Here is a 12,649-nt window from a genome sequence, read left to right as displayed (position 1 = left end):
TACCAGCTTGCATCGCCCCATGCTACCGGGTGCGGGCATGACCGATGTCGAGACGCTGATCGCCGAAATGGGGGCCAGGGCGCGCACCACCGCGACCATCCTCGCCGCCACGCGCTCGCCGGCCAAGGCCGCCGCGCTGCACGCCGCGGCCGATGCGATCCGCCGTGCGAGCGCGACGATCGTCGATGCCAATGCCGGAGACATGGCCGCCGGCCTGGCTCGAGGCCTGAGCGGGGCGATGCTCGATCGGTTGCGGCTCGATGCCGAACGGGTTGCCGCCATTGCCGACGGGGTCGATGCGGTCGCGCGCCTGCCCGATCCGGTCGGTACGATCATCTCCGACGACTCCCGCCCCAATGGCCTGAGGCTGTCGCGGGTCCGCGTGCCGATCGGCGTCATCGGCATCATCTATGAAAGCCGGCCGAACGTAACCGCCGACGCAGGCGTCCTCGCGGTGATGTCGGGCAATGCCGCCATCCTGCGCGGCGGGTCGGAAGCGGTGAAGAGCAACGCCGCGATCCACGCCGCGCTGGTCGAAGGGCTGGTCGCAGGCTGGCTGCCGGCCGATGCGATCCAGCTCGTCCCCACCACCGATCGCGCGGCGGTCGGCGCGATGCTGCGGGCCGAGGGACTGCTCGACCTGGTCATCCCGCGCGGGGGCAAGAGCCTGGTCGCGCGCGTGCAGGCCGAGGCGCGGGTGCCCGTGCTCGCACACCTCGACGGGATCAACCACGTCTATGTCGACATTGCCGCCGATGCCGACATGGCGCAGCGCATCGTCATCGACGCCAAGCTGCGTCGCACCGGCGTCTGCGGGGCGATGGAGACGTTGCTGATCCACCGCGACTGGCCGCACCGCGACGCGCTGATCGCCGCGCTCGATGCCGCCGGCTGCGAGATACGCGGCGACGCCGATGTCGCAGCGCTTGGCCACCCACCGGCGAGCGATGCGGATTGGGATACCGAATATCTCGACGCCATCGCGTCGGTCGCGTTGGTCGATGGCCTGGACGCCGCGATCGCGCACATCGCGGCGCACGGATCGCATCACACCGATGCGATCGTGACCGAGGATGCCGCAACGGCAGAGGCGTTCCTCGCCCGCGTCGATTCGGCGATCGTCCTCTGGAACGCCTCCACCCAGTTCGCCGATGGCGGCGAATTCGGTTTGGGCGCGGAGATCGGCATTTCGACCGGCCGCCTCCACGCCCGCGGACCGGTCGCGCTGGAAGGGCTGACGACGTACAAGTGGGTCGGGCGCGGAACGGGACAGATCCGGGGTTAGGGTTGTAGCAGCCGAGCCGCAGGCGTAGGCTGCGACCATGAACGCGCCGGCCAAGATCAGCGACCTACTCGATCCCGAAACCTCGGCGCTCGTCGAGCGCCTGGCATCGGAGCGCGGCACGTCGGTCGCCGCCTATGTCGCGGAAGCGATCCACTGGTTCGCCGAGGACGAGGCCGCGCTGGCTGAGTCGCTCGATGAAGCCGACCGGCAGATCGATCGCGGTGAGTTCTACACGCAGGAAGAGGTCGAAGCCTGGTTTGCCGAACGTCGCGGAACGGCCGCGCTGAAGTGAGCGGACTTCAGTGGGCGTCTTCAGCCCTCACTGATCTTGCCTCGATCGACCAATATCATCGTCAGGATCACATCGACGTTGCCGACGAGTTGACCGAGCGGATCATTAGTGCCGCCCGTTTTCTTTCGGCTACGCCGATGGCCGGTCCGGTTTCGCCGGGCGGCAATCGCAAGTGGCGTGTCGCGGGCACGCCATACATCATTTTCTATCGCCCTTCGAGCAGGCAGGTTCGCATCCTTCGCGTTCTGCATGGCGCTCGCGATACCGGGCGGTGGTGACTCGCATCGGTCTACTCGGCGGATCGTTCAACCCGGCGCATCGTGGGCATCGCCGGGTCACGCTCGCCGCGGTGCGCGCGCTGGGGCTTGACGAGGCGTGGTGGCTGGTGTCGCCGGGCAATCCGCTGAAGACCGGCGCCACCGACATGGCTCCCCTCGCCGCACGCCTCGCCTCCGCGCGAAAAATGGCGCGTAACGCCCCGATCCGCGCGACCGGAATCGAGGCGACGCTCGGCACGCGCTACACCATCGACACGCTGCGCGCGCTGAAGCGGCGCTATCCGGCGAACGACTTCATCTGGCTGATGGGTGCCGACAATCTTGCCGGCTTCCATCGTTGGCGGGCGTGGCGCGCCATCGCGCGGGAGATGCCGATTGCGGTCATCGCGCGTCCGGGGTATGACGGCGCTGCCCTCGCGGGTCCGGCGATGGCTTGGCTCAGGCGCTTCCGGCGACCGACGTCACACGCGAAACACTGGACCGAATGGAGTCCGCCGGCGCTCGTGCTCTTGCGCTTCCGCCCCGATCCGACCTCCGCAACCGCGGTGCGCGCCGCTTCGCCGGACTGGCACCTGGCCTTTGCGCATCCCCCATCGCCCGCACGGCGCCCAAACCCGATACTGGAGTAATCTTGGCCACTTCCCCCACCGCCGCCCCCGATCACGCCTCGGTGCCCGCCGACGACAGCGCGGAGGCGCTGCACGCGCTGGTCCTGTCGAGCCTGGAGGACGACCAGGCGGTCGACACCGTCTCGATCCCGCTCGCCGGCAAGTCGTCGATCGCCGACTACATGGTCGTCGCCTCGGGCCGCTCGACCCGCCAGGTCGCGTCGATGGCGAACAAGCTGGCCGAGAAGATCAAGACCGAATGCCGCCGCACCGCGCGGATCGAGGGCCTGCCGAACGCCGACTGGGTGCTGATCGACGCCGGCGATGTCATCATCCACCTGTTCCGTCCCGAAGTGCGCACCTTCTACAACCTCGAGCGCATGTGGGGCTTCGGCGACACGCCGGCGACCGAGCCGAACTGACGCATATCCGCTGAGCGATGCTGCTTCACATCGTCGCGCGCGGACGGATCGGCCGCAGCCCGGAAGGCGATCTGGTCGATCGCTATCTGAAGCGGATCGGGTGGCCGGTAAAGGTCACCGAACTGCCCGACACCGGCGGCAGGATGCCCGATGCGGCCGGCGCGCGGATCGTGATGCTCGACGAGACGGGCGAGACGCCGGGGTCGGTCGCGTTCGCGCAGAGGTTAGGTCGATGGCGCGACGATGGCGTGCGCGAATGCCGGTTCCTGATCGGTGCCGCCGACGGTTTCGATGACGCCGATCGCGCCAAGGCCGACATGCTGCTGTCGTTCGGGCGGCTGACATGGCCGCACATGCTGGCGCGCGCGATGCTGGCGGAGCAATTGTGGCGCGCGACGGCGATCCTCTCCGGCCATCCCTACCATCGTGAGGGCTAATCTGACCCTTGCCGCTGCGGCAACGCTGTTGCTCGGCGCGGTCGATGCGCCGCGGGCGGATCGGATCGCCGTGGCGGCAGCCGACCGCGCCGCGGCGCTGGAGCGGCAGGCCGATGCCGAACCCGATGCCGTGAAGCGCAGCCGTCTGCGGCAGGCCGCCGTCGCCGCGCGGATACGCGCAGCGCAAGCCGCCATCGCCGCCTCGAAGGCGCGCGTCGCGCTGACCGACCGGCGGCTGGCGGCCGAAGGCGCGCGCCTCGCCGAACGACAACTGCCGGCCGCCCGGCTGGTCGCCGCCGTTCAGGCCCTGTCGCGACGGCCGGCGGCGCTGGCGATCATGCAGCCCGGATCGACCAGTGACATCGTCCATGCCCGGGCTCTGCTCGGCACGTTGTTGCCCGTCGTGCACGCGCGCACGGAGGCGCTGCGACAGGCGCTCGCCCGGACCCGCGCCCTTCGCGCCGAGGCGACCGAAGCCGCGACGGCGCTCGCCGATGCCAACGCCCGGTTGCAATCCGGTCGGCTGGCGCTTGCGCGATTGCAGGCGGAGGATCGCGCGCGCGGCGCAGCGCGCGGCGGCGTGGAGAGCGAGCAGGCGATCGCGCTGGGCGAACAGGCGCGCGACCTGGCGGGCATGATGGCGCAGAGTGCTGCCGCCGCCGATGTCCGCACCTCGCTCGGGCAGCTTGACGGTCCGCTGCCGCGACCCGGCGACACGCCCCCCGCCCCTGCCTTCACCCGCCCCCCCTATCGCCTGCCCGTGCGCGGGCGGATCGTCGAGGGGTTGGGCGAATTGTCCGACACCGGCGTCCGCTCGCGCGGCCTGCGGTTCGCCGTGGCCGCCGGCGCGCCCGTCATCGCGCCCGCCGCCGGTCGCATCGTCTTCGCCCGCCGCTTTCGCGACTACGGCACCGTCGTCATCATTGACCACGGCAACGGCTGGTCGAGCGCGCTCACCGGTCTCGACGCCGTCGATGTCGTGGTCGGCGACAGTGTCACGATGGGCCAGCCGCTGGGGCGCGCCGCGATGGCGGAGGCGCCGCGGGTCGGCGTCGAGTTGCGCCGCCGCGGTTTGGCGGTCGATCTGGCGCGACTGATCGGGTGACACTCAGCCGCCGTTCATCCGCGCGGGCGCTTTGCTAAGCCGCTCGCAAAGCTGTATCTTGGACTCAAGACCCTATCCCACGTCAGGACATCGATGCCGCGTCCCTTCGCTTCCGCCCTTCAGGCCGCCGCCCTTGTCGGCACGCTCGCGCTCGTGCCCGCGACGACCGCCGCGCTCGCGCAGGTCGATACCGGCGCCTACCGTGAACTCGACACGTTCATGGACATCTACAATCAGGTGAAGGCGCAATATGTCGACAAGGTCGACGACAAGACGCTGATGAAGGGTGCGATCCAGGGGATGCTGGCCGCGCTCGACCCGCATTCGAGCTACGTCGATGCGCTCGATTTCGACAACATGCGGATCGCGACCGAAGGGAACTACGGCGGTCTCGGCCTGACGGTCAGCATGGAGGACGGCGCGGTCAAGGTGATCGCCCCGACCGAGGACACGCCGGCATATCGCGCAGGAATCAAGGCCGGCGACTATATCACCCACATCAACGGCACGCTGATCTATGGCCAGAGCCTGGACGAAGCGATCCAGGGGATGCGCGGGCCGCCGGGCAGCAAGGTGTCGATCACCCTGGTCCGCCCCGGCCGCGACAAGCCGATCGACGTCACGCTGGTGCGCGAAGTCATCGTGCAGAAGCCGGTCAAGTGGGAAGTCAAGAACGGCATCGGCATCATCAACATCAACACGTTCAGCGCCAACACCGGCGCCGACACGCGTGGTGCGATCATGGCGATCGAAAAGTCGCTCGGTCACGCGCCGCTCGGCTATGTCGTCGACCTGCGCGACAACGGCGGCGGGTTGCTCACCCAGGCGATCGAGGTCAGCGACGTGTTCCTCGACCACGGCGAGATCGTGTCGCAGCGCGGGCGCGAGAAGACCGATATCGAACGCTATTACGCGACGACCGGCGATCTGGCGAAGGGCCTGCCGGTCGTCGTGCTGACCGATGCCGGCACCGCGTCGGCCTCCGAAATCGTCGCCGGCGCGCTGCAGGATCACCACCGCGCACTGGTGATGGGCGAGCGCAGCTTCGGCAAGGGGTCGGTCCAGACGCTGCTGCCGCTGACCGACACGTCGGCACTGCGCCTGACCACCGCGCGCTACTACACGCCGTCGGGCCGGTCGGTGCAGGAAGGCGGGATCGAACCCGACATCGCGGTGCCGCAGCTGACGGACGCCGACCGCAAGTCGCGCCCCGTTTTCCGCGAGGCGGACCTGCGCCGCCACCTGATCAACACCGCGAAGGTCGATAACAAGGCGCTGGAGGAAGACACGATCGACGACCCGCGCTTCACCGCGACGCCCGACGCGCTGAAGAAGGCGGGGGTCACCGACTTCCAGCTCGATTACGCGCTGAAGACGATCGGCCGGCTGGGCGGCACCGCCCCCGCGAAGGCACCGACGGTCACGGCAAAGCGCTGAGCCAACCTGTAATGGCTAAACTCTCCACCGTTCGTGATGAGCTTGTCGAAGCACTGCCTTTCTTCTTCCTCCGAATGGCCTGCGGCACGAAGAAGGGCAGCCCTTCGACAAGCTCAGGGCGAACGGGTGGGTGATAGGATGACGCCCCGCTCCCCCACCACCGCCAACCGCCTGGCATTGCTGGTCCCGGCCGCTCTGATCGCCGGCGCGCTAGGGTCGCAGTACATCGGCGGACTGTATCCGTGCGAGATGTGCCACTGGCAGCGCTGGCCGCATTACGCCGCGATCGCGGTCGCTGCCGTTGCCTTCGCCACGCAAGGGGCGCTGCGCCGCGCGCTTGTCCTGTTCGCCGCGCTGCTGATCGCCGTCAGCGGCGGTATCGGCGTATTCCATGCCGGCGTCGAATATGGCTGGTGGCCAGGGATCACGACCTGCACCTCGACCGTTCGTCCGACCGGAAGCACCGAGGATATGTTGGCCCAGATCATGAATGCACCGCTGATTCGCTGTGACGTGCCGCAATGGACCTTGGCCGGCATCTCGCTCGCCGGGTTCAACGCGATCCTCTCGCTGGCCGGCGCCGTTGTCGTCGCGCTGAAGGCGATGAAGCGATGAGCCGCTGGCGTCCCGGCGACCCGCGCGAGGGGAACCACGCGATGATCCGCGTCGACCAGGCCGGCGAATATGGCGCGACGCGCATCTATGCGGGACAGCTAGCGATTCTCGGCGACCGCTCGCCCGCCGCGCGCAAGGTCGCGCACATGGCCGAACAGGAAGAGCGGCACCGCGAATTCTTCGATGCGATGATGGCGCGGCGCGGTGTGCGGCCGACGCTGTTCCAGCCGTTCTGGCATGTCGCCGGGTTCGCGCTGGGCGCGGCCACCGCGGCGATCGGTCCCGAGGCGGCGATGGCCTGCACCGCCGCGGTGGAGACCGAGATCGACTTGCATTACGCCGCCCAGCTCGAAGAGATCGGGACGAAAGACCCCGAGCTGTCGGAGGCCGTCGCCCGCTTCCGCGACGAGGAACTGGAACACCGCGACACAGCACTTGCCAGCGGGGCGGAAAACGCACCGGCCTATCCGGTGCTGTCGGCGGTGATCCGGATGGGTTGCCGCGCGGCGATCGCCGTCGCCAAACGTATCTGAGGAAGGATTGCGCATGTTGAAACCGATCCTGGTCGCTGCCGGCCTGACGCTGGGCACCGCCGCGGTTCCCGCTGCCGCGCAGGACGCGCCGGTCAACGGCGTCGTCATCCTATACGGCAACCAGAAATGCCCGACCAACCAGGAGGGTGAGGAGATCGTCGTCTGCCAACGCCGCGACGCGAGCGAGCAGTTCCGCATCCCGAAGGAAATCCGCCAGCCCGAGATCAAGCCCGAATATCAGGCGTGGGCGACGAAGGTCGACCAGGCACTGACGCTGGGCAACGGCGGCATCGGTAGCTGTTCGGCAATCGGCCCCGGCGGCGGCATCGGCTGTGCGGGCCAGCAGATCCAGAACAACCGCAAGATCCTCGACGCGAAGAAGCGCGAGGACAACGCCTACCTGCCGAGGTGAGCGCGGCCTAAGGGCGCGCGGTCGGCGCCACCGCCCGCTCGCCGCGATAGACGGCATCGTCGAGCGCATCTTCGCTCCGCGCTACGCACGTCGCGACGGTCAGGTTGGCGCTGGCACTCGGCACGGTGCGGGTCATGTCGAGCAGCCGGTCGAACGGCAGGACCAGGCCGACGACCAGCGCGGTCTGCTCCGCCGACACGCCGACCGCCCCCAGCATCGCGGTCAGCATGAACAACGAGGCCGATGGCACCGGCGCGGTCCCGAACGCGGCCAGCGCGCCGGTCACCAGCATCGTCGCCAGCATCACGCCGTCCGGCACGATCCCCAGCGCCTGAAGCGCGAATTGCCCGAGCAGGCCGACGTACATCGCCGTCCCGTCCTTGCCGATGCTGGCGCCCAGCGGCAGCACGGTCGACGCAACGCCGCGCGCGACGCCCAGCCGGTCCTGCGCGACTCTGAGCGCGACCGGCAGTGTCGCGGAGGATGACGCCGTCGAAAACGCGACGGCCAGCGCATCGATGATCGCGCGAAAGAACCGCAACACCGACACCCGCGCGACAAACCGCAGCAGCGCGGCATGAACGACCGCCATCTGTACGAGCGATGCGATGACGACGCACAAGGCCAGCCAGCTGATATGGACGAACACGCCCAGGCCGGCGGTCGCGATGGCGGTGGCGATGAGCGCAAGGACGCCGAGCGGCGTCAGCTCCATCACGATCCGCACGATCCTGAGCAGCACTGCCGACAGCGACTGGAGCAGGCGCGCGACGGGCTCGCCCGCCTCTCCCGCGATCAGCGTCCCGACGCCCAGCAGGATGCTGACGAAGATGATCGCCAGCATGTCGCCCTTCGCCAGCGCCTCGACGATGTTGACGGGGACGATGCCGATCAGTTGCTCGTAGGGCGTCACCGCCGTACCGAGCACATGCGGCGCGACGCCGCCAAGTGCGGCGCCCTCGCCCGGCCGCAGGATCAGCCCCGCCGCCATGCCGATGCTGACGGCGATGAGCGTGGTCAGTGCGAAGAACAGCACGGTCCGCCCGCCGACGCTGCCGAGCTTGCGCACGTCGCCCAGCGCGGTGATGCCGGCCGCGATGGTGATAAGGACGATGGGCACGACCAGCATCCGGATCGCGCGGACGAACAGGTCGCCGAAAATGGCAAGCTTGGGCGCGATGGCGGGCGCGAACAGCCCGATGAGTACGCCGATGACGAGACCGCCGACAACTCGCTGCCACAGGGGAATCGCGAACCAGCGGCGGAGGAGGGTCACGACCGCTTAATCCAAACCGTTCGTGCTGAGCCTGTCGAAGCACTGTCCTTCTTCTTCGTACCGAAGATGATGACGCACGAAGAAAGGCAGCCCTTCGACAAGCTCAGGGCGAACGGGTGGTAGGATGGTCTTACTGCCCGCCTGCCGCGACGCGGGCGGCCTGGCCGTCGCCCTGCGGCGCGGCGACGATGTCGCGGGTCACCGACCCCTTGTCGACGACGACCGTCTTCGGGTCGCCGACTGAGGCGCGAATGCCGGTGTCGGCGATATCGCGACCGGCGGCCGACAACGCCGTCGTCTCGCCCGGGCTGCGCGGCGCGGTGCCGCCGAACAGCGCGTCAAGCGCCTGGCTGGCGGGGCTGGTGTCCTGCGGTCGGGCGGCGCCCGGCTGCGGCGGGGTCAGCGAAAAATCGGGCGGGATGACCAGCGGCGCCTGGCGCGCGGTCGCGAACTCGTCGGGACGGGCGCGGTCGAAGCCCGATCGGCCGCAGCCGGCAAGGGCCAGGGCGGTCAGTGCGACGAGGACGAGCTTACGCATTCTCACTTCTCCTGAAGACCCGGCTTGGCCGCCTTGGGCGCGAACAGCGCACGGACGAGCAGGATCACGACGCCGATGGTAATCGCGGCGTCAGCGACATTGAAGACCAAAAACGGGCGCCACTCGCCGAAATGCAGATCCGCATAATCGACGACATAGCCCAGCCGCACGCGATCGAGGATGTTGCCCAGCGCACCGCCCAGCACCAGCGCGAGGGCCAGCATATCGCCGGTCACCTTTTCGCGCCACATCCAGAAACCGACGCCGGTCGCGATCAGCCCGGTCAGCGCGACCAGTGCCCAGCGCGTCGCCGGGCCGTCGGCGGGCAGCAGCCCCAGCGAGATACCGATGTTCGGCACGAACCGCAGGTCGAAGAACGACACGATCTCGCGCACGTCGCCGATCTGGCGGATGCCCATCGGCCCCGTCACCCACGCCTTGATCAGCTGGTCGACGACGAAGATGGCGGCGGCCAGCGCGAAGCCGGCGGTACGGGTACGAAGCATGGACGGCCTTAGGCGACGACGGACGCGCAGCGGTCGCACAACGCGCCGTCCTGCGCAACCTCGGGCAGGTGGCGCCAGCAGCGGCCGCACTTGTGATAGTCGGTCCGCGTCACCGCAATGCCGTCGTCCCCGGTCACCTTGGCGACGATGAACACCTCCGCCAGCAGGTCGGCGTCGAGCGGCAGGTCGGGCACGGTCACTTCGGCCTCGTTCGACGAGCGGATCGTCTTTTCACGGCGATAGGGCTCGATCGCCTCGGTCACTTGGGCGCGCAGGCGCCGGACGTCGGCCCAGTTGGTCGACACCGCATCGTCGCCCGGCAGTGCCGGCAATTCGGGCCATTCGAGGAAGTGGACGGAGTCGTCCTCGCTCGGGAAGCGCGCCTGCCACACTTCCTCGGCGGTGAACGCCAGGATCGGCGCGGCGTAGCGGACAAGCGCGTGGAACAGCACGTCCATGACCGTCCGGCACGCGCGCCGCCGTACGCTGTCGGGCGCATCGCAATAGAGCGAATCCTTGCGGATATCAAAGTAGAACGCCGACAGGTCGTCCTGCGCGAATTCGGTCAGCGCACGGCTGTAGCGGTTGAACTCGAACGCCTCGGCCGCCGACCGCAGCTCGGCGTCCAGGCTGCCGAGACGATGGAGGATGTAGCGCTCCAGCTCGGGCATGTCGGCCACGTCCAGCCGCTCGACATCGTCGAAGCCGTCCAGTGCGCCGAGCAGGTACCGGAACGTGTTACGCAGCTTGCGATACGTGTCGCCGGTGCCGGCCAGCACTTCCTTGCCGATGCGGACGTCCTCGAAATAATCGGTTTGTGCGACCCACAGGCGCAGGATGTCCGCGCCCGATTCGCCGATCACCTTCAGCGGATCGACGACATTGCCCAACGACTTCGACATCTTGCGCCCATTGCCGTCGAGCGCGAAGCCGTGCGTCAGCACCGCGTCATAGGGCGCCCGGCCGCGCGTGCCGCAGCTTTCGAGCAACGACGACTGGAACCAGCCGCGGTGCTGGTCGGACCCTTCGAGATACAGGTTCGCGCGCGTGCCCTCGCCGAAGCGCGCCTCGACCGTGAAGACATGGGTGCAGCCCGAATCGAACCACACGTCCAGGATGTCGCTCTGCGGCTCGTAATCCGCGAGGGTGTGATCGGCACCGAGCAGGGCCTGATGGTCCGCCCCGAACCACGCGTCCGCCCCGCCGTCCTTGAACGCCGCGACGATGCGCGCGTTGACTTGCGCGTCGTTCAGATACTCGCCGGTCTGGCGGTGGACGTACAGCGCGATCGGCACGCCCCAGGCGCGCTGGCGGCTGATGACCCAGTCCGGGCGCCCTTCGACCATCGACCGAATGCGGTTCTGGCTGCGCCCCGGCACCCACCGCGTCCGCTCGATCGCATCGAGCGCGAGGTCGCGCAGGGTGCCGCCATTCCCCCGTTCGCCCTGAGCGTGTCGAAGGGCCACGCTGTCTTCCCCGGAAGCGATCGAAGGCGATGTATCCACGTCGCGGTCCATCGGGATGAACCACTGCGGCGTGCAGCGGAAAATGATCTTGGCCTTCGACCGCCAGCTGTGCGGATAGCTGTGCGCGAAGTCGTCCGACGCCGCCAGCAGCGCACCAGCGGCACGCAGGTCCGAACAGATCGGCCCGTCGCTGGCGGTGAACTTCTTGTTGATGACGCTGCCCTGTCCGCCGAGCCACGCCCAGTCGGCACGGTACATGCCCGCATCGTCGACCGCGAAGACCGGATCAATACCGTTCGCCTTGCACAGCGCGAAATCGTCCTCACCGTGGTCGGGCGCCATGTGGACCAGGCCGGTGCCGGCGTCGGTGGTGACGAAATCGCCGGCAAGCAACGGGCGGGGCTTGGCAAAGAAGCCGCCGAGGTGGTGCATCGGGTGACGGGCGACGGCGCCGGCGAGGTCGGAGCCTTTGCCAGACCAAACGATGGTCCAACCGCTGCCTTCGGAAAGCCAAGGCGAACTTGCCGCGCCCTGACGCCCCAGCGACCCTGCGACCAACTCTGTAGCGAAAAGTTGCACTTTTCCGCCGACCCGGACGGCGGAATACTCAACCTCAGGCCCATAAGCGAGTGCCTGATTGACAGGGATCGTCCACGGCGTCGTGGTCCAGATCACCGCGTGCGCGCCGACCAGTTCCGGCGCGTTCGGCGCCTCGACGATCTCGAACGCGACGTCGATCTGGGTGGAGGTGATGTCCTCATACTCGACCTCGGCCTCGGCCAGCGCGGTCTTCTCGACCGGGGACCACATGACCGGCTTGGCGCCGCGGTACAGGTGGCCGCTCTCGGCGAACTTCAGCAACTCGCCGACGATCGTCGCCTCGGCCTCGAACTTCATCGTCAGATACGGGTCGTCCCAGTCGCCCTGCACGCCCAGCCGCTTGAACTGTTCGCGCTGCACGTCGACCCATTTGGCGGCGTACGCACGGCATTCGGCGCGGAATTCCTGCGCCGGAACCTCGTCCTTCGACCGCTTCTTGGCGCGATACGCTTCCTCGATCTTCCATTCGATCGGGAGACCATGGCAGTCCCAGCCGGGGACGTAGGGCGCGTCCTTGCCCAGCAGGCTCTGCGAGCGGACGACCAGATCCTTCAGGATCTTGTTCATCGCATGGCCCATGTGGATGTCGCCGTTGGCGTAGGGCGGGCCGTCGTGCAGGATGAACCGCTCGCGCCCGGCACGCTGCTCGCGCAGCCGCTCGTACACGCCGATCCGTGCCCAGCGCTCCAGGATCGCCGGTTCCTTGGCGGCCAGGCCCGCCTTCATGGGGAAATCGGTCTTCGGCAGGAAGACGGTGTCGCGATAGTCGCGCGGCGTTTCGGGAGCGTCGGTCATAGGTCTCGCGCCCTTAGCGGAGGTGCGGCCCGGTCACAAACGGC

Annotated in this window: 15 protein-coding genes; 11 read left to right on the top strand and 4 right to left on the bottom strand. The window is 68.4% G+C overall.

From position 1 onward, the window contains the following. Positions 1 to 37 precede the first annotated feature (37 nt). The 11 genes from ASE86_RS01435 (at position 38) to ASE86_RS01390 (ending at position 7,424) form a co-directional block, all read left to right on the top strand. The gene (locus ASE86_RS01435; protein ID WP_056426423.1) at positions 38 to 1,285 is read left to right on the top strand and encodes a glutamate-5-semialdehyde dehydrogenase; all 1,248 of its coding nucleotides are present in this window, start codon (positions 38 to 40) and stop codon (positions 1,283 to 1,285) included. Between the two features lie 37 nt (positions 1,286 to 1,322). Next, positions 1,323 to 1,577 carry a hypothetical protein gene (locus ASE86_RS01430; protein WP_056421734.1) on the top strand — a complete coding sequence of 85 codons (255 nt, stop codon included), beginning with the start codon at positions 1,323 to 1,325 and terminating at the stop codon, positions 1,575 to 1,577. Further along, positions 1,574 to 1,855, top strand: coding sequence for a type II toxin-antitoxin system RelE/ParE family toxin (locus tag ASE86_RS16690; RefSeq protein ID WP_162233294.1), 282 nt, complete (start codon positions 1,574 to 1,576; stop codon positions 1,853 to 1,855). The genes ASE86_RS01430 and ASE86_RS16690 overlap by 4 nt, the downstream gene beginning before the upstream one ends. Then, positions 1,852 to 2,484, top strand: coding sequence for a nicotinate-nucleotide adenylyltransferase (locus tag ASE86_RS01425; RefSeq protein ID WP_056426422.1), 633 nt, complete (start codon positions 1,852 to 1,854; stop codon positions 2,482 to 2,484). The genes ASE86_RS16690 and ASE86_RS01425 overlap by 4 nt, the downstream gene beginning before the upstream one ends. 41 nt (positions 2,485 to 2,525) lie before the next feature. Further along, positions 2,526 to 2,885, top strand: a complete 360-nt coding sequence (gene rsfS / locus ASE86_RS01420) for a ribosome silencing factor (RefSeq protein ID WP_082441595.1) — start codon at positions 2,526 to 2,528, stop codon at positions 2,883 to 2,885. A gap of 17 nt (positions 2,886 to 2,902) precedes the next feature. Continuing rightward, positions 2,903 to 3,322: a 23S rRNA (pseudouridine(1915)-N(3))-methyltransferase RlmH gene (locus ASE86_RS01415; RefSeq protein ID WP_056421732.1), complete on the top strand. Its 420-nt coding sequence runs from the start codon at positions 2,903 to 2,905 to the stop codon at positions 3,320 to 3,322. After that, positions 3,312 to 4,427, top strand: coding sequence for a murein hydrolase activator EnvC family protein (locus ASE86_RS01410; RefSeq protein WP_235523954.1), 1,116 nt, complete (start codon positions 3,312 to 3,314; stop codon positions 4,425 to 4,427). Before ASE86_RS01415 ends, ASE86_RS01410 begins: the two co-directional genes overlap by 11 nt. A 93-nt stretch (positions 4,428 to 4,520) precedes the next feature. After that, positions 4,521 to 5,864, top strand: coding sequence for a S41 family peptidase (locus ASE86_RS01405; protein ID WP_056421730.1), 1,344 nt, complete (start codon positions 4,521 to 4,523; stop codon positions 5,862 to 5,864). Between the two features lie 138 nt (positions 5,865 to 6,002). Beyond that, the gene (locus ASE86_RS01400; RefSeq protein WP_056421729.1) at positions 6,003 to 6,479 is read left to right on the top strand and encodes a disulfide bond formation protein B; all 477 of its coding nucleotides are present in this window, start codon (positions 6,003 to 6,005) and stop codon (positions 6,477 to 6,479) included. Then, positions 6,476 to 7,012 carry a demethoxyubiquinone hydroxylase family protein gene (locus ASE86_RS01395; protein WP_056421728.1) on the top strand — a complete coding sequence of 179 codons (537 nt, stop codon included), beginning with the start codon at positions 6,476 to 6,478 and terminating at the stop codon, positions 7,010 to 7,012. The genes ASE86_RS01400 and ASE86_RS01395 overlap by 4 nt, the downstream gene beginning before the upstream one ends. A gap of 13 nt (positions 7,013 to 7,025) precedes the next feature. Continuing rightward, positions 7,026 to 7,424, top strand: a complete 399-nt coding sequence (locus tag ASE86_RS01390; protein ID WP_056421727.1) for a hypothetical protein — start codon at positions 7,026 to 7,028, stop codon at positions 7,422 to 7,424. 7 nt (positions 7,425 to 7,431) lie between these two features. On the opposite strand, the gene ASE86_RS01385 is transcribed toward ASE86_RS01390, so the two are convergent. The 4 genes from ASE86_RS01385 to ileS all read right to left on the bottom strand — a co-directional run bounded on the left by ASE86_RS01385 (position 7,432) and on the right by ileS (position 12,605). Then, positions 7,432 to 8,700, bottom strand: a complete 1,269-nt coding sequence (locus ASE86_RS01385; protein WP_056421726.1) for a dicarboxylate/amino acid:cation symporter — start codon at positions 8,698 to 8,700, stop codon at positions 7,432 to 7,434. 130 nt (positions 8,701 to 8,830) lie between these two features. Next, positions 8,831 to 9,238, bottom strand: a complete 408-nt coding sequence (locus tag ASE86_RS01380; protein WP_056421725.1) for a DUF3035 domain-containing protein — start codon at positions 9,236 to 9,238, stop codon at positions 8,831 to 8,833. Between the two features lie 2 nt (positions 9,239 to 9,240). Continuing rightward, positions 9,241 to 9,744, bottom strand: coding sequence for a signal peptidase II (gene lspA / locus ASE86_RS01375; RefSeq protein ID WP_056421724.1), 504 nt, complete (start codon positions 9,742 to 9,744; stop codon positions 9,241 to 9,243). Between the two features lie 8 nt (positions 9,745 to 9,752). Continuing rightward, a complete protein-coding gene (gene ileS, locus ASE86_RS01370) occupies positions 9,753 to 12,605 on the bottom strand; it encodes an isoleucine--tRNA ligase (protein ID WP_056421723.1) in 2,853 nt (950 codons plus the stop codon). Positions 12,606 to 12,649: the final 44 nt, after the last annotated feature.

It is taken from the genome of Sphingomonas sp. Leaf33 (assembly GCF_001421785.1).
Classification (GTDB): domain Bacteria; phylum Pseudomonadota; class Alphaproteobacteria; order Sphingomonadales; family Sphingomonadaceae; genus Sphingomonas.
Note: the sequence above shows the minus strand (reverse complement) of the source record. Positions and strands in the feature narration are given on the sequence as shown.